17 protein-coding genes are annotated in these 17,137 nt (G+C 68.2%); 10 read left to right on the top strand and 7 right to left on the bottom strand.

Annotated elements, in window-relative coordinates; genetic code table 11:
• Positions 1 to 10: 10 nt before the first annotated feature.
• The 3 genes from NVU01S_RS45115 to NVU01S_RS36935 all read left to right on the top strand — a co-directional run bounded on the left by NVU01S_RS45115 (position 11) and on the right by NVU01S_RS36935 (position 2,059).
• Positions 11 to 703 (top strand): DUF5925 domain-containing protein, encoded by a 693-nt coding sequence (locus NVU01S_RS45115; RefSeq protein ID WP_244467289.1) that lies wholly within the window; start codon positions 11 to 13, stop codon positions 701 to 703.
• Entirely contained in the window at positions 685 to 1,164 is a 480-nt protein-coding gene (locus NVU01S_RS45110; protein WP_244467288.1) for an AAA family ATPase, read from the top strand. Before NVU01S_RS45115 ends, NVU01S_RS45110 begins: the two co-directional genes overlap by 19 nt.
• A gap of 112 nt (positions 1,165 to 1,276) precedes the next feature.
• Entirely contained in the window at positions 1,277 to 2,059 is a 783-nt protein-coding gene (locus NVU01S_RS36935; protein ID WP_043672026.1) for an LppU/SCO3897 family protein, read from the top strand.
• A 30-nt stretch (positions 2,060 to 2,089) separates the two neighbouring features.
• Here the strand turns inward: NVU01S_RS36935 and NVU01S_RS36930 are convergent, their stop codons facing one another.
• Positions 2,090 to 3,283 carry an MFS transporter gene (locus NVU01S_RS36930; RefSeq protein WP_052280695.1) on the bottom strand — a complete coding sequence of 398 codons (1,194 nt, stop codon included), beginning with the start codon at positions 3,281 to 3,283 and terminating at the stop codon, positions 2,090 to 2,092.
• A gap of 98 nt (positions 3,284 to 3,381) precedes the next feature.
• Positions 3,382 to 4,230 carry an SDR family oxidoreductase gene (locus NVU01S_RS36925; RefSeq protein WP_043672022.1) on the bottom strand — a complete coding sequence of 283 codons (849 nt, stop codon included), beginning with the start codon at positions 4,228 to 4,230 and terminating at the stop codon, positions 3,382 to 3,384.
• An 81-nt stretch (positions 4,231 to 4,311) separates the two neighbouring features.
• Here NVU01S_RS36925 and NVU01S_RS36920 point away from each other — a divergent pair, with 81 nt between their 5' ends.
• Both NVU01S_RS36920 and NVU01S_RS36915 read left to right on the top strand, forming a co-directional pair.
• On the top strand, positions 4,312 to 5,265 hold the full coding sequence (locus NVU01S_RS36920; RefSeq protein WP_014982009.1) for an AraC family transcriptional regulator: 954 nt from the start codon (positions 4,312 to 4,314) through the stop codon (positions 5,263 to 5,265).
• Positions 5,266 to 5,294: 29 nt separating this feature from the next.
• On the top strand, positions 5,295 to 5,684 hold the full coding sequence (locus tag NVU01S_RS36915) for an acyl-CoA thioesterase (protein WP_051727865.1): 390 nt from the start codon (positions 5,295 to 5,297) through the stop codon (positions 5,682 to 5,684).
• An 86-nt stretch (positions 5,685 to 5,770) separates the two neighbouring features.
• Here NVU01S_RS36915 and NVU01S_RS36910 read toward each other — a convergent pair whose 3' ends face one another.
• The 4 genes from NVU01S_RS36910 to NVU01S_RS43795 all read right to left on the bottom strand — a co-directional run bounded on the left by NVU01S_RS36910 (position 5,771) and on the right by NVU01S_RS43795 (position 10,411).
• Positions 5,771 to 7,183: a dihydrolipoamide acetyltransferase family protein gene (locus NVU01S_RS36910; RefSeq protein ID WP_052280709.1), complete on the bottom strand. Its 1,413-nt coding sequence runs from the start codon at positions 7,181 to 7,183 to the stop codon at positions 5,771 to 5,773.
• Positions 7,184 to 7,213: 30 nt separating this feature from the next.
• Positions 7,214 to 8,197 carry an alpha-ketoacid dehydrogenase subunit beta gene (locus NVU01S_RS36905; protein ID WP_043672019.1) on the bottom strand — a complete coding sequence of 328 codons (984 nt, stop codon included), beginning with the start codon at positions 8,195 to 8,197 and terminating at the stop codon, positions 7,214 to 7,216.
• Positions 8,194 to 9,306, bottom strand: a complete 1,113-nt coding sequence (gene pdhA, locus NVU01S_RS36900; protein WP_043672016.1) for a pyruvate dehydrogenase (acetyl-transferring) E1 component subunit alpha — start codon at positions 9,304 to 9,306, stop codon at positions 8,194 to 8,196. Before pdhA ends, NVU01S_RS36905 begins: the two co-directional genes overlap by 4 nt.
• Before the next feature lie 637 nt (positions 9,307 to 9,943).
• A complete protein-coding gene (locus NVU01S_RS43795; RefSeq protein WP_156161611.1) occupies positions 9,944 to 10,411 on the bottom strand; it encodes a hypothetical protein in 468 nt (155 codons plus the stop codon).
• Positions 10,412 to 10,806: 395 nt separating this feature from the next.
• Between NVU01S_RS43795 and NVU01S_RS36895 the strand changes: the two genes are divergently transcribed.
• The 4 genes from NVU01S_RS36895 to NVU01S_RS36880 all read left to right on the top strand — a co-directional run bounded on the left by NVU01S_RS36895 (position 10,807) and on the right by NVU01S_RS36880 (position 14,835).
• Complete coding sequence (locus NVU01S_RS36895) at positions 10,807 to 11,298, top strand: Lrp/AsnC family transcriptional regulator (RefSeq protein WP_029897892.1); 492 nt, start codon at positions 10,807 to 10,809, stop codon at positions 11,296 to 11,298.
• Positions 11,299 to 11,341: 43 nt separating this feature from the next.
• Positions 11,342 to 12,151: an SDR family oxidoreductase gene (locus NVU01S_RS36890; RefSeq protein WP_043672013.1), complete on the top strand. Its 810-nt coding sequence runs from the start codon at positions 11,342 to 11,344 to the stop codon at positions 12,149 to 12,151.
• A 167-nt stretch (positions 12,152 to 12,318) separates the two neighbouring features.
• Complete coding sequence (locus NVU01S_RS36885; protein ID WP_244896326.1) at positions 12,319 to 13,416, top strand: type IV toxin-antitoxin system AbiEi family antitoxin domain-containing protein; 1,098 nt, start codon at positions 12,319 to 12,321, stop codon at positions 13,414 to 13,416.
• 24 nt (positions 13,417 to 13,440) lie between these two features.
• Positions 13,441 to 14,835, top strand: coding sequence for a uracil-xanthine permease family protein (locus tag NVU01S_RS36880; RefSeq protein ID WP_043672010.1), 1,395 nt, complete (start codon positions 13,441 to 13,443; stop codon positions 14,833 to 14,835).
• 46 nt (positions 14,836 to 14,881) lie between these two features.
• Here NVU01S_RS36880 and NVU01S_RS36875 read toward each other — a convergent pair whose 3' ends face one another.
• Positions 14,882 to 16,111 (bottom strand): benzoate/H(+) symporter BenE family transporter, encoded by a 1,230-nt coding sequence (locus NVU01S_RS36875; protein WP_043672007.1) that lies wholly within the window; start codon positions 16,109 to 16,111, stop codon positions 14,882 to 14,884.
• Positions 16,112 to 16,324: 213 nt separating this feature from the next.
• On the opposite strand from NVU01S_RS36875, the gene NVU01S_RS36870 reads away from it, so the two are divergent.
• Entirely contained in the window at positions 16,325 to 17,131 is an 807-nt protein-coding gene (locus tag NVU01S_RS36870; RefSeq protein ID WP_043672200.1) for a sulfurtransferase, read from the top strand.
• Positions 17,132 to 17,137 lie beyond the last annotated feature (6 nt).

Genomic DNA, 17,137 nt, shown 5'->3' with positions numbered 1-17,137 from the left:
CATGCTCGGAGTGTCCGCACGTAACGAGCCCCTTCGGTTGATCGACCCGAGTGAGCCCTCGGCCGATCTCGCCGAGCGGCTGCCGTGGACTGTCGCCGTCGACTCCGCCTATTCCACGCGCGACGCGATAGATGCGCTCGCGGTGAGTCCCTTCCTGCGTGGTGATCAGCCGTGCGCGCGCACCGCGCATCTCGAGCGGATCAAGCCCGACGCGCTGCTGCGGCCGGAGCACGGCCGGGTGGTGCGCTCGACCCAGGACGACGACAGCGGCGCCGCGCTGGTGGTCGGGGCGGGGTGGTCGCTGCGCGCGGTCCGGTGGTCGGGTGGCTCGGCGATGGTCGAGGTCACCGCGGTCACCGACGAACTCGCGACGACGGTGCTCGCCGAGGCGATCCGCGACGCGGCCGCGCAGCCGGAGGTCGGCGAGACCATCGAGATGGGCTTCTGGCACATGCACAGCCACGGCCCGCAGCGGCGCGGCCGCACCATCACCGCGCCGACCTGGCCGGAAATCCGTGGCAACTACGCCGCCGACGTGGCGGGCGCGCTGGACCGGCTGATGGCGTTGACTGCCGCGGACGTGCGCGGCCGGCTCGTGCTGCTGCACGGGCCGCCGGGCACCGGGAAGACCACCGCGCTGCGTGCGCTCGCACGCGCCTGGGGCCGTGGTGCCAGTTCGACTGCGTGCTCGACCCCGAGGTGATGTTCGCCAAGCCCGGCTATCTGATGGATGTCGCGGCGGGCATCGACGGCGACGAGGACACCAAGCGCTGGCGCATGCTGGTGCTCGAGGACTGTGACGAACTGATCCGCGGCGAGGCCAGAGAAACTGCGGGGCAGGGGCTTTCGCGCCTGCTCAACCTGACCGACGGCATGCTCGGCCAAGGCCGGGACGTGCTCGTGGCGATCACCACCAACGAGGATCTGACCCGGCTGCACCCGGCGGTGACCCGTCCCGGTCGCTGCCTGGCGCAGCTCGAAGTCGGGCGGCTCTCGCCCGCCGAATCGGCGGCCTGGCTGGCCCGGGAACGGCGTCCGGAAACCCCGGGCGAGGCTGCCGGTCCGGACGGCGCGACGTTGGCGGAACTGGTCGCGTTGCGCGACGGGGACACCAAGATCCAGTCGGTGCCCGCGGATCCGGTCAACCCCGGCCTGTACCTCTGAGGACGTAACGGCAATCACCCAGCGCACGGCCGGCGAATCCATCGGCTAGATTCTGTGAGTTCGTTCGGCCGCCGCGTGCGGCCGAGATCGCGTAAACCCTGGGGAGGGGAACATGACCACACCACCGAACTATCCATATCCGGGGCAACCCGGCGGCCAGGGCTACGCCCAGCCGAGCTACCCGCAGGCGCAGGGGTATCCGGGTCAGCCGGCACAACCGGGTTACGGGGCGGGCTATCCGCCGCCCGGCACCGGATATCCGTCGCAGCCGGGCATGCCACAGCAGGGCTTCCCACCACCGCAAGGCGTTCCACCACAGGGCTTTCCGCCGCACGGCGGGCCGCCCGGGTTCCCGCCCGGCGCTTTCCCGCCGCCGGGGCCGCCGCGGCGTTCGGGCGGCAAGGCCAAGGCGATCATCATCACCGTCGTCATCCTCGGCGTGATCGCCGTGGTCGCGCTCATCGCCACCGTCGGACGACCGGACGGTAAGAAGGTCGCGGTAGGCGAGTGCGCGAAACTGTCCGGCACCACCTACAAGGCCGAGTTCGCGATCAAGGAGTGCTCCGATCCCGAGGCCAATTACGTGGTGGCACAGCGGATCGACGGATCGAACAAGAACTGCGAGAACCAGGACTACGCCAGCTACTACGAGACCGGTCGCAACGGTTACACGCTGTGCCTGCGACTCAATGTGAAGGAAGGCGACTGCATCAAGAGCGGCACGCTGGCGGCGAGCACCAAGGTCGCCTGTAGCTCCGCCGCCGACTACAAGATCGGCCGCATCGTGCGGGGCAGCGCGGACAAGTCCGCGTGCGGCCCGAAATACACCGAGGACAGCACCATCGTGTATCCGAAACCGGATCCGATGACGCTCTGCCTGGTGGCACCCAAGTAGTCCCGGTCGGCGGGCGGAATTCGCTGTGCGTCAGTGTTTTTCGCTCGCCGGCTGGGGCGCCGCCACGGCCCCCGCGTAGGCGCAGCACACCACCATGGCCAGCAGCGGGACCAGGAAGGTGGCGGTCAGCGGAATGACCGCGCTGAGCCAGCCGATGACCGCGGGGCCCGCGAGCAAACCCAGATAGCCCAGGCTGAAGACCCGTGCCATATCGGTGGCCGCCGTCGCGGAGCCGAGATTGCCTGCGGCGGTGAAGATCTGCGGTACGGTGCCGGACAGGCCGAGACCTGCCATGGCCCAGCCGAGCAACGACAGCGGCACCCACGGCGACACCATGATGACGGTGAGGCCGAGTGCGGCGAGCAAGGTGCCGTAGCGGACCACCGCCACCCGGCCGAACGCCCCGCTCACCCGGTCGGCGGCCAGTCTGCCGCCGGTCATGGTGACCGAGAACGCGCCGAACGCCAGGGCGGCCGTGGCCTGGTCGACGCCGAGGTGCTCACGCATCTGCAGCGTGCTCCAATCACCGGCGACGCCCTCCGCGAGCAGCACCGCGAAGGCGATCGCGGCCAGCGCCAGCACCTTTCGCCGATGTGCCCGCCCGGATGTCAGGTCGGCGGTTACCCCTTCGCCTGCACCCGGAGTGACGGTCCGTGGCACGGTTTCGCTGTCCCGGAGCAGGCGCGGTACGAGCGCCGCCGTCAACAGGACACAGCCGGTCGCGGCCAGTGCCAACGTCATTCGCAGATCCCAGCCCGCGCGCAAGGTCGCCGCGCCGAGCAGCGAACCCAACAGCCCGCCGCCGGAGAACAGCGCGTGGAAGGCCGACATGATCGGCCGCCCGTAGGCCCGTTCCACGTGCACCGCTTGGGTGTTCATCGAGACGTCCAGCGCGCCGTTGCCGAAACCGAAGCAGCACAGGGCGATCGCCAACGGCACCGGGCCGGTGGCCGACCCGGGGCCGAGCGCCGCCACCGAGGCGATCACCGCGGCGGTGCCCACCAGCGTCCGGCTGCCGAATCGATCCGCCAGCGGACCGGCGATCCGCATGCCGACGATGCCCGAGCCCGCCATCAACAGGATGAACATGCCGAGCGTGGATTTCGCGACACCGGTCCGGTCCGTGATCGCCGGAATGTGCACCACCCACATGGCGAGCAGGAATCCGTTCAGCCCGAACACCGTGAACACGGCGACGCGAGCGAGGCGGAGCGTGCGATCCATCGTCGGACTGAACACCCCTTCGACGGTACCGATGATCTTCGCTCGTGGCTCGCATCGATGCCGGGCGCGGTCTCCCGCGCACCGCGCCCGGCACCGCTTCAATTCGGCTGGATATCCCATACGCCCGTCGCGGCTGCCTCCTTCGCGTAGTCGGCGAAGTCCTTGGGTTCGCGGCCCAGCGCCCGCCGCACACCGTCGGTGGTGGCCGAGTTGCGCCCGTCCAGCACCGTGCCGAACAGGTAGTCGAGCAGGCTCACCACATCCGCGGGCACCTGGTAATCGGTCAGCGCCGCAACGAATTCCGTGCGCGTCACCGGAACGAAGGCGATCTCGCGCCCGGTCACCTCGGCGATCTGTGCGACCGCCGCGGTGAAGGACAGGGCGCGCGGCCCGGTCAGCTCGTAGACCGCACCGGCGTGCCCGTCCGCGGTGAGCGCCACGGTGGCGACCTCGGCGATATCGTCGGCGTGCACGAACGGCTCCGGCACCTCGCCGTTGGGCAGCGCGACCTCGCCCGCCAGGATGTATTCGGTGAACGCGCCCTCGCTGAAATTCTGGGCGAAGAAACTACAGCGCAGCACGGTCCACTCGAGGCCGGACTGCTGCACGATCTCCTCGCACTCCAGCGCCTCCGGCTCGCCGCGACCGGACAGCAACACCAGCCGGCGCACGCCGCACCGCTTCGCCACCGCGGCGAACGCCCGCAGCGTCTCGGGCGCGCCCGGTACCGCGAGGTCCGGCTGGAAGGCGACGTAGGCGGCGTGCACTCCGGTCAACGCCGCGGGCCAGGTGCCGCGCTCGGCCCAGCTGAACGGAATGCCGGCGGTGCGGGAGCCGACCCGGACCGGGTGCCCCGCCGCGGTGAGTCGCGCGGCGACCCGGCTGCCGGTCTTTCCGGTGCCGCCGGTGACGAGGATGGGAGGCCGGGAATCGGTGCTGTATGTCATGGATCCAGTACATCCGCGGGCGGCGAGACGGAACATAGTTCAACGGCTCATGATCATGCGTAATCGTCTAGGGTTGATCGCGTGGATGCGCTCGCCAGTCTGCTCGAAGGTCCCCGTGCCAGAGGCGCGTTCTTGATGTGTTCGATGCTCGCGCCGCCCTGGTCCCTGCACATCCAGGACGAGGCCCCGCTCACCGTGGTGTCGATGGTGCGCGGCGGCGCCTGGATCATGCTGGGCCAGCACGCGCCTCGTCAGCTGTGCGAGGGCGATATCGCGATCTTCCGCGGGCCCGATCACTACACGGTCGCCGACGATCCGGCCACCGAGCCGCAGATCTACATCCACCCTGGCAACGTCACCAAGACCGCCGACGGTGAAATACTGTGCGAGACATTGAGTCTCGGCGTGCGGCAGTGGGGCACCGACGCCGACGGCGCGACCATGATGATCACCGGCACCTACGAGTCGGCGGGCGCGGCCAGCCAGCGGCTGCTGCGTGCGCTACCGCCGGTGATTGTGTTGCAGCGCGGCGATTTCGACACCCGGCTGCTCGACATCCTGGTCGACGAGGCGGTCAAAGACGAACCCGCGCAGGGGGCGGTACTCGATCGGCTGCTCGACATGGTGCTGATCGCCGCCCTGCGCGCCTGGTTCGCCCGCAACGACGCGCCCGCCTGGTATCACGCCTACAGTGATCCGCTCGTCGGCAAGGCGCTGCGGCTGCTGCAGCACAATCCGGCGCACGGCTGGACGGTGGCCGGCCTGGCCGAGGCGGTGGGGGTGTCCAGGGCCGCACTGGCCCGGCGCTTCACCGATCTGGTCGGCGAGCCGCCGATGTCCTTCCTCACCGAGTGGCGGCTGGCGCTGGCCGCGGACCTGCTCGCCGAATCCGACGCGACCATCGAGTCCATCGCGCGTCAGGTCGGTTACGGCAGCGCGTTCGCCCTCAGTGCCGCGTTCAAACGCCACTTCGGCGTCAGCCCGCGCGACCACCGGCAGGGCGCGAACCCGGCTGAGCTAGTGTCGGCCGGGTGACGCAGCAGCAGTATCCGGTGCTCTGGCCGATGCCCACCCGGTGGGCGGACAACGACCACTACGGGCACGTGAACAACGTGACCTACTACTCGTACTTCGACACCGCGGTGAACGCATGGTTGATGCACGCCACCGGCACCGATATCCGCGAGCTGCCCGCGCTCGGCGTCGTCGCGCAGACCTCCTGCCAGTACGTCGGCTCGCTCAGCTTCCCCGACCGGCTCCAGGTCGGCTTGCGCATCTCCCGCCTGGGCCGGTCCAGCATCACCTACGATCTCGCCATCTTCCGCGAAGCCGACGACGACCTCGAACTGGCCGCCACCGGCACCTTCGTGCACGTCTACGTGGACGCCGAAACCCGCAAGCCCGTCGAGATCCCCGCCGTGATCCGCACCGCCGCAGCGCAACTGACCACCTGACTTCCCGCACCCCTTCGTCTTCCCGCACTCGCTATGCCACGCCACAGCGGGTGCGGGAAGACGAAAAGGGTGCGGTAAAGAGGGTGTCAGATGCGGCTCAGGAGGGTTAGTGGGTCCTCCAGTAGGGCGGCGGTTGTTGATAGGAAGCGGGAGGCTAGTTCGCCGTCGATCATCCGGTGATCGAAGCTGATGCCCAGGGTGGTGACCCAGCGGACCGCGAGTTCGTCGCGGAATACCCAGGGGCGCTTGCGGATCGATCCCAGGCACAGGATCGCCGCCTCCCCGGGATTCACCAGCGGTACGCCGGTGTCGACACCGAAGACGCCGACGTTGGTGATGGTGAAGGTGCCGCCGCGCAGGTCGGTGGGGCTCGCGCCGCCGGATCGGGCGGTCTCGGCCAGCCAGCCGATCTCGCGGGTCAGGTCGCGCAGGCTCAGTGACTGCGCTTCTTTGATATTCGGTACCAGCAGGCCGCGATCGGTCGCCACCGCGATCCCGAGATTCACGTAGTGCTTGGTGACGATTTCTTGATTCGGTTCGTCCCAAAAAGTGTTGATACCGGGAAACTCGGTGAGCGCGGCGAGCGCGGACTTCGCCACCAGCGCGAGCGGGGTGAGGGTAAGTCCGGCAAAAGGTTTCGTGCTGCGCAGATGGTCGAGTAATTCCACCGACGCGGTGCAATCGAAGGTGACGAAGGTGCTGGCCTGGGGGATGGTGCGGGCACTGGCCAGCATGGCCGCGGCGGTGCGCTTGCGCACGCCGGTGATCGGCACCCGCTCTTCCCGGGCCGGTGGACGGCTCACCCCCGCGTGCGGATCGGTGACCGCGGCAGGCTCGGGCCGGGGTGCCGTCGGGCGCGGTTGCGAGACCGGGACCGCGCCCCGCACGTCGTCCACGGTGACCGCACCGCCGGGCCCGGAACCCGCGACGAACCACAGATCGATGCCGATCTCGCGGGCCAGCCTGCGCGCCGCGGGTGTCGCGGCGGCTCGACCGGATAGTTGCGGCCTGCTGTCGGACTGGTCCGGGTCACTCGACGAAACCAGCTGCGCCGCAGGCTGTTCGGGGATCGAATCGGGCGTGTCACCGCCCTGTGGCGGAGCAGGGTGCGCCGCGGCGGCGGGCCTGCGCCGTCGAGATACGGTTTCCCCTTCGGGACCGTAGCCCACGAGCACCGCGGTCCGTCCGTTGTTCGTCTCACCTGCCGCGCTGTCCCGCGCCGGTTGCTGATCGCTCTGCACCCGGATCAGTGGCGCTCCGACCAACACGGTCTCGCCGGGTTCCGCGAGCAGTTCGACCACCCGCCCGGCGAACGGCGAAGGCAGCGCCACCACCGCCTTCGCCGTCTCCACCTCGGCGATCGTCTGGTTGAGTGCCACGTCGTCGCCGACGCCGACCGACCAGGAGACCAGTTCGGCGTCGGCGAGACCTTCCCCGAGATCAGGGAGGCGGAACTCCAGGACGTTCCCCGAGCCGGGTTCGTTGGCGCGATCTTCCACGTGGGCACCTCTCACTGCGGCGTACCGGCGTCAGGCGGCGAGCGTTCGATCGACCGCGGCGAGAATGCGGTCGGGATCGGGGAGATGGAACTTCTCGAGCTTAGCGGGGGGATAGGGGATATCGAATCCGCCGACGCGCAGCACCGGCGCCTCCAGGTGATAGAAACACCGCTCGGTGATCCGCGCCGCGATCTCGGCGCCGAGACCCGCGAACACCGGGGCCTCGTGTGTGATGACCAGCCTGCCGGTCTTGGCCACCGATTCCTCGATGGTGTCGAAGTCGATCGGCGAGAGGCTGCGCAGATCGATCACTTCGAGCGAATGCCCTTCTTCCGCAGCTATTTTCGCGGCCGTCAACGCGGTGGCCACGGTGCCGCCATAGGCGACGACGGTGGCGTCGCCGCCCACGGTGCAGACCCTGGCGCGGTCCAGCGGTAGATCCCCGTCGCGGTCCAGGGCGAGGAAATCGACCTCGGCCTTGTCCCAGTAGCGCCGTTTCGGCTCGAAGAAGATCACCGGGTCGTCCAGCGCGATCGCTTGGCGGATCATCAGATACGCGTCGGCGGGGTTGCTCGGCGTCAGCACGCGCAACCCGGCGGTGTGCGCGAAGTAGGCTTCCGGCGATTCCGAATGATGTTCCACCGAACCGATCCCGCCACCGAACGGAATACGAATCGTGATGGGCGCGATCACCTTTCCCTGCGTCCGGTAGTGGATCTTCGCCACATGCGAGACGATCTGATCGAAGGCGGGATAGACGAAGCCGTCGAACTGGATCTCGCACACCGGCCGGAAACCGCGCAGCGCCATGCCGAAAGCCGTTCCCACGATGCCGGATTCGGCCAGCGGAGTGTCGACCACTCGATTGTTGCCGAAATCCTTCTGCAAGGCGTCGGTCACCCGGAACACCCCGCCCAGCCGCCCGATGTCCTCGCCCATGAGCAGTACTTTGGGGTCGTCCTCCAGTGCACGCCGCAATCCGGTGTTCAATGCGCCGGCGAAAGTGGTGATCATGAAGGGACTCCTTCCGGTCGCGCGGCCGCATCGCTGGGATCGCCAGCCAGATACTCCGCGTATTCCCGTCGCTCTTCGGTGATGAGCGCATGCGGGGAGGCATAGACGTGATCGAACAGGTCGATCGGCGCCGGATCGGGCATATCGATGGTCGAGGTGCGCACCTGCCGGGCCACCTCGTCGGCGTGCTCGGCGACGCGGCGCTGGAACTCGGTGTCGAACAACGACTCTCGCTCGAGCAGCCGGCGCAGCCGATCGATCGGATCGCGGCGCGCCCACTCTTCGGTCTCGGCGGCGGAGCGGTAGCGGGTGGGGTCGTCGGCGGTGGTGTGCGGGCCCATCCGATAGGTGAGCGCCTCGATGAACGACGGACCGCCGCCGCTGCGGGCCCGCGCGATCGCCTGCCGCGTCACCGCCAGCACCGCGAGCACGTCGTTGCCGTCGACCTGCACGCCCGGAATGCCGTAACCGTAGGCGCGGCGCACGATCGGGGTCTGGCTCTGCACCCGGACCGGTTCGCTGATCGCCCAGTGGTTGTTCTGGCAGAGGAACACCACCGGCGCGCTCCAACTCGCCGCGAAACCCAGTGCTTCGGCGATATCGCCCTGGCTGCTCGCACCGTCGCCGAAGTAGGTGATCGTCGCGATCTCCGCGCCTTCCAGATGCGCGGCGTACGCGTAACCCGTCGCGTGCAGTCCTTGCGAGCCGACGATGATGTTCGGATTGGTCATGTTGACCGCGTTCGGATCCCAGCACGAGTGCGCGACACCGCGCCACATCCGGGTGATCTCGGTGGGGTGCACGCCGCGGCAGTAGGCGACGGCGGCCTCGCGGTAGCTGCAGAACACGTAGTCGTCGGGGTGCAGCGCGCGGGCCGAACCGACCTGGGTGGCTTCCTGTCCCAGCAGCGGCGCCCAGAGTCCTAGTTGCCCCTGGCGTTGCAGAGCGGTCGCCTCGGTGTCGATCCGCCGGGTGACGACCATGTCCTCGTATAGGTCCCGCAGTTGATCGGGGCCGATGTCGGCGACCGAAGCGGCGTACTCGCGAGCTAGGACGCGCCGTCCGTCGGGCTGGACCAATTGGACCGGATAATCGATCTTCTCTGGCATCGGGGTCCGCCTCCTCACGGGTGCGCGTGTGCTCTACCTCACAGCATCCACGAGAATGCGATGTGCGCAAGTGAACGACACGCGAATGCGCAGAATGCTCAATTCCGACCAGTACGTTGCTGTCATGCTGCGTCGAATGCCCAGCGACGGCCTGCGATCAGCGAAGATGGCCCCGCGGTCGGATACCCGCCCGGAATATGGGACGAATCGGACTCACATGACACGGCAGTAAACCGTGGTCGGAGGGACCGAGATTTGTGGGCGTGTCGGCCTCGCAGCACCGGGCCTCGCCGATAGCCCGACGAGTCGAGTCCATGCGCGATGGCTCTCCCCGTGCAGCGAGACCACGGGCCGTTGCCCCGCAACCTGTCGCCCCTCGCTCCGAACAGCCGCCTGCCACCGGGAAACTGCACGAAATCTGCACGGATTCAACACAACTGACCGAATCGCCGCTGCTAGCTGTACACCTTGGTCGAGGTTCGGAGTTCGCCGAGTTCCGTCCGGGCCCGATGTTCGCCGCGATCGCCCCCGCGGTGCTCTGTGCCGTGACGCTGGTACTCGCCCTCGCGGTGCCCGCAAGCCGATGGCTTGCTACCCGCAAACCTCGATCGCGTCCGGCGATCAACAATTCAGCGCATCAGCCGCCGACGATCAGCTTGATCGGGGTCGCCTTCGCCTCCGGATAAGTATTCTGACGCTGTTCCCCGGCATGGCAACTCGCTGTGATAACTCGCTCACCGGCCCGTACGCGAATAAGGCTGGCCTGCTTTGTCTGTCCCGGGAAAACGCGATCTCGGCCGTCCCGGTATACGATGAGCGGGTTTTGCTCTCCGGCGACCGGGAACGTGTCATCCATATACGCCCAACAATTGATGCCCGAGAACTCGGCGTTGGGATTGGAGACCGTCACATCTATTGTGTGACCGCGGCCGTCGCCTCGATCCGGAGTCAGCGTTGCCGTCAGTATCGGGGCCGCCAATTCTCCCTGTTCAGCGGTCCGGAGTGGTGCTGCCGTCGTAGCCGGCGGGAAGAACGCCACTCCGACGAGCAATGCAATGACCCCGCTTGTCCGGTAAAAGATACCGCGACCCGATGTCTTGCTCATCTATTTGTCCTCCCCAGTGCTCACCGCTGCGAATTCGTGCAGCCTCGATGATGCTAGCCGCTGCACTGAACCCATTCGTATCGTTCGCTGAAGCAAACGCAGATCTCGAACTTTCTGTGGGAAAGGTCACTGAAAAAAGCGACTTCGATGTCGAGCAAGCCCCGGCGTGCAGACTTTCACGACGAGTGACCAATTCCGCAACGATGAATCCGGGTGTCGCCCAGCGATATCGCTGTTCTCGCGTTCGATGGTGCCGCCACGTTCACGCGGCGGCCGCCAGGTCCCGTCGGCAGGTCGGTCAGGTGGCTGCGTGGCGGGGCGCAAAGGTGCTCTGGCCTGGACAAATACCGGGTCTGCGGCCACTGGGGAGGGGGAGTGGTGCCATACTGCGATGCATGACCAGAGAAACGGCCGACGTGACCTTGGACGCGACCGACGCCAGGTTGTTACTGGAGCTGGTCGCCAATCCGAGGGCCACCGGTGTGGAGCTGGCGGCCCGGCTGGGGCTGTCCCGTAATACCGTGCAGGCGCGGCTGTCGCGCTGGGAGGCGGGCGGGGTGCTCGGCAGTTTCGAGCGCCGGGTGCAGCCTCGCGCGCTCGGCTATCCGTTGTCCGCCTTCGTCGCGGTGGTCGTGGACCAGCACCAATTGGATTCCGTGGTAACCGAACTCGCCGAGGTACCGGAGGTCACCGAGGTGTGCGGCATGACCGGGCTCACCGACCTGACCGTACGGGTCGTCGCGAAGGACGCCGACGATCTGTACCGAATCGCCGGACAGATATTGAAGATCCCGGGCGTGGAGCGCACCAACATGGCGCTGGTCATGCGGGAGCTGGTCGGCCCGCGCACCGCCCCGCTGCTGGACCGGCTGGCCGGCGCGAACTGAGCGGGGGCGCGCCACTCGCGGCGCGGTTGATTAAGGTGCGGAGATGGAGATTTCAGGCAAGGTTGCCATCGTCACGGGGGCGGGCGCGGGGATCGGGGCGGCGCTGGCGAAGGCGCTCGTCGCCGCCGGGGCTCGGGTGGTGCTCGCCGACCTCGATGCCGACAGCGCGACCCGCGTTGCCGAATCGCTCGGCCCGGGTGCGGTCGCGATGGGTGGCGACGTCGCCGACGAGCAGGTGATTCGCGGCTTGATCGAACGCGCCGCGACCGAATTCGGCCCGGTGGACCTGTATTTCGCGAATGCGGGTATCGGCGGTGGCGGCGGGCTGGACAGCACCGACGCCCAGTGGGCCGCGGCGCTCGAGGTCAACGTGCTCGCCCACGTGCGGGCCGCTCGCCTGCTGGTCCCGGAATGGTCCGCGCGCGGTGGTGGCTACTTCGTGTCCACCGCGTCGGCGGCGGGCCTGCTGACCCAGCTCGGTTCCGCCCCGTACGCGGTCTCCAAACACGCCGCCGTCGGCTTCGCCGAGTGGCTGTCGGTCACGTACGGCGACAAGGGAATTCGAGTGAGCTGCCTGTGCCCGATGGGTGTCGACACCCAACTCCTGCACACCGGCCTGGCCCCCGGGGAATCCACCGCCGATGCCGAACTCGCCGTGAAGGCGGTGACCACCGCGGGCCCGGTCCTCGCCCCGGACGAGGTGGCCGAGGTCGTCCTGGCCGCCCTCGCCGCCGAACACTTCCTGATCCTCCCGCACCCCGAGGTCCTGAAGATGTACCGCTACAAGGGCGCCGACTACGACCGCTGGCTGGACGGCATGCGCCGCTTCCAAGCCACCCTGCGCGCGACGTAGCCCTCCTCCGTCGCCGCACCCCTTCTGCCTTCCCGCACCCGCTATGCCATGCCACAGCGGGTGCGGGAAGACAGAAAGGGTGCGTTCAGGAACTCCACACCCCCGAGTTATCCCCAATCGGTCCGTGCCGGGTCGTCCGGGTCGGCCGATCGGGCAAGTATGTCCGCATGGGCGAGATACAGCGGCGGCAGAGTGCACTCGCGAACGGCTACTCCGATCACGACATCCGTCGGCGCCACCGTGGTGACCGGTGGCATCGACTGCGTCGTGGTTGTTACGTCGAGGCCACCGAGTTCGACCATCTCGACCCGATCGAACGTCACCGGTTGCTGATCGATTCGACACTGCCCGTGTTGGCCCCCGACGCGATCGTCAGTCATCAATCCGCAGCGGTGTTGTACGGATTGCCGCTGTGGGCAACGCCGTTGGACCTTGTGCACATCACAAGGGATCGGCGTAACGGTGGGCGAGTTCGCCGTGAGATGAAGGTGCACTGTGCGCCGATATCGGATGGTGTCGTCGAGATCGACGGGCATTGGGTCACCACACCGGCACGAACCGTGGTCGACCTGGCTCGCACATTGCCGTGTGAGCAAGCGGTAGTCGTCGGCGACGCAGCTCTGCGCACCTTGGGCATCACACCTACCGAATTGGCAGCGGAGTTGGCACTGGCCGGTCGACGCCACGGGATAACGCAGGCGCGCAGGACAATAGACTTGCTCGACGCGCACAGCGAGAGCGTCGGCGAATCGCGGAGCCGGGTGATGTTCCACCGGAACGGATTGCCGATTCCGTCCCAACAAGGTGAATTGTTGTCCGCGACAGCCGGTTTCCTTGGCCGCGTGGATTTCTACGATCTGACCGCCGGCGTCGTCGGCGAATTCGACGGACAGGTCAAATACGGCAGGTTGCTGAAACCGGGCCAGGAGCCGGGTGATGTCCTCTTCGCGGAGAAGGTGCGCGAGGACGCGATCCGCGAGACCGGACTGATCATGGTCCGCTGGACTTGGCAGGATCTCAGCGGTACAGCGGCAGTGTTGCGCTGGCAACGTGCCGTCGAGCAGGCCCGGCGAATGCCCCCACCGCGCGTCACCCTGACCCCCGCGCCACTCCCGCGCGCCCGGCCGTTTCTGATTTCGCGCACCCCTACTACCTTCCCGCACCCGCTATGCCATGCCACAGCGAGTGCGGGAAGACAGAAAGGGTGCGGCGAAAGTGGGGGTGTGATGTCACGTGGGGGAAACATTGCCGGGGGTTTGCCGTAAAGAACGGCGACTAGTTGTTTACCTATGGGAGAGGCGGCGCATTCTGTCGATCGCAGGTTGCCGTTCGGGCGGCAGCTGACCTTCGGCATCCAGCATGTTCTGATCATGTACACCGGGTGTATCACCGTGCCGCTGGTGTTCGGGGCGGCGGTGGGCCTGGACCGGAGCACGGTCGGGCTGCTGATCAGCGCGGACCTGCTGATCGCCGGGGTGATCACGCTGGTGCAGAGCCTGGGCATCGGCAAACTCGCCGGCGCGCGGCTGCCGATCATCTGCGGCGCGACGTTCATCGCGCTGGACCCGATGGTGCTGATCGCCAAGCAGTACGGGCTGGCCGCGGTGTACGGGTCGATGATGATCGGCGGGGTGGTCGGGATGGCGCTGGCCTGGCCGTTCGCCCGGATGGCCCGGTTCTTTCCGCCGCTGGTCTCCGGGACGGTGCTCACCATCGTCGGGGTCTCGCTGATCGGGTCGGCCGGTCGGCTGATCATCGGGAGCGACCCGTCGGCGCCGTCGTTCGCCGCGCCGTCCCATATCGGGCTGGCGGCCGTGGTGGTGGTGCTCGCGGTCGGCTTCATGTGCGTCGCGCGCGGGATGTGGTCGCAGCTCGGGGTGTTGTTCGCGCTGGCGGTCGGGATCGCGCTCGCGGTGCCGATGGGGCTGGTGGTCACCGACGGCATCGGGAACGCGGCCTGGGTGGGCCTGCCCGAACCGTTCCATTTCGGAGCCCCGCAGTTCCCGATCGCGGCGGTGGTCGCGATGAGCATCGTGATGGCGATCGTGTTCGCCGAGTCGACGGCGAGCATGCTGGCGATCAGCGAGATCACCGGAAAACCGGTCGGCAGAGCCGATTTGGCGCGCGGCCTGATCGGTGACGGACTCTCCGGCGTGCTGGGCGGCGTGTTCACCGCGTTCGTGGACTCGATGTTCAACCAGAATGTCGGAGCTGTCGCGGCGACCCGGGTGCACAGCCGCTACGTGACCGCCACGAGCGGCGCGATCCTGGTGGTGCTCGGGGTGCTGCCGCGCTTGGGGGAGGTCGTCGCCGCGGTGCCCAAACCGGTGGTCGGCGGGGTCGGACTGGTCCTGTTCGCGACGATCGCCATCGTCGGCATCGACACTCTGCGCAAGGCGGAACTCGGCGACCGGGTCAACGCCGTCATCGTGGCCACCTCACTCGGCGTGGGGCTGGTCCCCGTGCTGGCCAAAGGTATGTTCGACAAGTTCCCGTCGTCGGTGCAGATTCTGCTGGACAGCGGTATCGCGATGGGCGCGATCACCGTCTTCACGCTGAACCTGCTGTTCAACCACAGCCGGATCGGCGTGTACGCGCGGCGCGACGAGGTGACCGAGCCGGTCGATGTGCCTGCCGCACAACTGGATTCGCCCCCGATCGCCACCGGCACCGCACCGGCCTAGGGTTCGCCTGCCTGCCCCGCCGCTATCGCACCGGCCCCGACCTCGTTCACTGCCGCAGCGACAACACTTTTCGTGCGACAAGTCCGGCGAGCAGTGCCCAGAAGGCGGCGCCGATACCGGCGAAGCCGACACCCGAGGCGGCGATGAGGAAGGTGATCACGCCCGCCTCGCGGTGTTTTTCGGAGCTGAGGGCGCCGGTGAGCGCGGCCGCCAAGGTGGTCAGCAGGGCAAGGCCCGCAACGGTTTCCAGCACACCCCTGGGCGCGGTGGCGATGAACGTGACCACGGCGGCCGAGGCGAGCGTGATGCCGAGGTAAACGCTGCCCGCGGTGAAGGTGGCGAGCCAGCGCTTCTTCGGATCGGGATGTGCGGCGGGCGCGGCGGACAGCGCCGCGCTGATCGCGGCCAGGTTGATGGCGTGGCCGCCCGCGGGCGCGCCGATGATCGTGCCGAGTCCGGTCACGGTCATCGCCGCGCGCCAGGGCACCAGGTAGCCGAACGATTTCATCACCGCGGTGCCCGGAATGTTCTGCGAGGCCATGGTGACGATGTAGAGCGGTATCGCGACGCCGACGATGGCCTGCCAATTCCATTGCGGAACAGTCAATTCCACCGTAGGCACCATCGCGGCGAAGTCGAGATGCCGGTGCTGTACCACGATGCTGATGCCGGAGCCGAGCGCCGCGGTGCCGAACGCCGCGATCACCGCCCAGCGCTTGGCGAAGCGTTGCAGGACCAGCCAGACCAGGATCACCGGTACCACCACCGCCGGGCTGGTCTGGACCGCCTTGACCGGCGCCAGGCACAACGGCAGCAGCACACCGGCGAGCATGGCCTGGGCGATCTCGACCGGAATGGCAGCAACCAGCTTGCCCAACCGCTGCCACAGGCCGGTGATCACGATCAACACCCCGGTGATCGCGAACGCGCCCACCGCGGCGGGCCAGCCGCCCGTCACCGCACCCGTGCTCGCGAGCAACGCCGCGCCGGGGGTGGACCAGGCCAGCGTGATCGGCATCCGATACCGGAAGCTGAGCAGCATCATGCCGATCGCGGGGGTCAGGCATACCGCGAGCAGTCCCGACGCCGCCTGTGCCGAACTCGCGCCGACGGCCGTGAGCCCGCTCAGTACTACCGCGAACGAGCTGGTGAAGCCCACCAGTGCGGTGACCGCGCCCGCGCCGAGCGGTTGTCCGAGCCCGGCCGCGGCCTGGTCGGTGGCGGGGGGTTCGTGGTCCTCGACGGGTGCCGCGGGCGCCGGGGAAAGGTTCGACATTGTGGCGATCCTGCCCGCAACTGGACTGCCAGTCACGGGCCAGTGCGGGGAAACTGGACTGAATTCGGCGGCGGTCCAGGACCCGGGACGCCGCCCGCTACCGGCGAGTAGTGCTGGGGTGCAGCCACATTGCCCTGCTCAGATGCGTAATGTTGAGGGCATTCGGTGCGCGAAGGTGCGATTTCTGAACGAGGAGCTGGGTTGAGCGCGGTACTGATCTCGCCGGTGGAGCTTCGAGAAGCCTTGTCGGGCAAGCAGGTTCGCCTGCTGGACGTGCGCTGGGCGCTAGGCGACCCGGATGGCCCGCAACACTATCTGGACGGCCACATCCCCGGCGCGGTGTTCGTCGACATGGAAACCGAGCTGGCCGCGCCGCCGTCGCCCGCGCGCGGCCGGCATCCGCTGCCCGATATCGCGCAGCTGGAGAAGTGCGCACGCAGCTGGGGCGTCCGCCAGGGCGACGCGGTGGTGGTCTACGACGCGACCGGCGGCATGGCGGCGGCCCGCGCCTGGTGGCTGCTGCGCTGGGCGGGCATCGCCGACGTGCGGATTCTCGACGGCGGACTGCCCGGGTGGACGAACGCGAACGGCGCGCTGGCCACCGGCACCGAACCCGATCCGGAACCGGGTGATGTCGAGCTGACTCCGGGACATCTGCCGGTCATCGATGCCGACGCCGCCGCCCGCTGGCGCGGCCATCTGCTCGATGCGCGCGCGGGCGAGCGGTATCGCGGCGAGGTCGAGCCGATCGACCCGCGCGCGGGCCACATCCCCGGCGCCGTCAGCGCACCCACCGCCGAGAACCTGGATGCCGACGGCCGCTTCCGCGCGCCCGCCGAATTGCGCGACCGTTTCTCGGGATTCACCGCCGAGCCGGTCGCGGTGTACTGCGGCTCGGGCGTCACCGCTGCACATCAGGTCGCGGCGCTGGCCGTCGCCGGTATCGAGGCGGCGCTGTACCCCGGTTCCTGGTCGCAGTGGTCCAACGACCCGAAGCGGCCGGTCGCCACGGGAGCCTGAGCTCTT

The sequence above is a fragment of the Nocardia vulneris genome, assembly GCF_001613425.1.
Taxonomy (GTDB): domain Bacteria; phylum Actinomycetota; class Actinomycetes; order Mycobacteriales; family Mycobacteriaceae; genus Nocardia; species Nocardia vulneris.
The sequence above is the reverse complement of the archived record's forward strand: the minus strand, read 5'-3'. Positions and strand labels throughout refer to the sequence as shown.

Coding starts and splice junctions, on each gene's coding strand:
- NVU01S_RS36885 (WP_244896326.1), top strand. CDS start 12,319: ATGGGCGAGATACAGCGGCGGCAGAGTGCACTCGCGAACGGCTACTCC.
- NVU01S_RS36880 (WP_043672010.1), top strand. CDS start 13,441: ATGGGAGAGGCGGCGCATTCTGTCGATCGCAGGTTGCCGTTCGGGCGG.
- NVU01S_RS36895 (WP_029897892.1), top strand. CDS start 10,807: ATGACCAGAGAAACGGCCGACGTGACCTTGGACGCGACCGACGCCAGG.
- NVU01S_RS36935 (WP_043672026.1), top strand. CDS start 1,277: ATGACCACACCACCGAACTATCCATATCCGGGGCAACCCGGCGGCCAG.
- NVU01S_RS36925 (WP_043672022.1), bottom strand. CDS start 4,230: ATGACATACAGCACCGATTCCCGGCCTCCCATCCTCGTCACCGGCGGC.
- NVU01S_RS36930 (WP_052280695.1), bottom strand. CDS start 3,283: ATGGATCGCACGCTCCGCCTCGCTCGCGTCGCCGTGTTCACGGTGTTC.
- NVU01S_RS36915 (WP_051727865.1), top strand. CDS start 5,295: ATGCCCACCCGGTGGGCGGACAACGACCACTACGGGCACGTGAACAAC.
- NVU01S_RS36890 (WP_043672013.1), top strand. CDS start 11,342: ATGGAGATTTCAGGCAAGGTTGCCATCGTCACGGGGGCGGGCGCGGGG.
- NVU01S_RS36875 (WP_043672007.1), bottom strand. CDS start 16,111: ATGTCGAACCTTTCCCCGGCGCCCGCGGCACCCGTCGAGGACCACGAA.
- NVU01S_RS36905 (WP_043672019.1), bottom strand. CDS start 8,197: ATGATCACCACTTTCGCCGGCGCATTGAACACCGGATTGCGGCGTGCA.
- NVU01S_RS43795 (WP_156161611.1), bottom strand. CDS start 10,411: ATGAGCAAGACATCGGGTCGCGGTATCTTTTACCGGACAAGCGGGGTC.
- pdhA (WP_043672016.1), bottom strand. CDS start 9,306: ATGCCAGAGAAGATCGATTATCCGGTCCAATTGGTCCAGCCCGACGGA.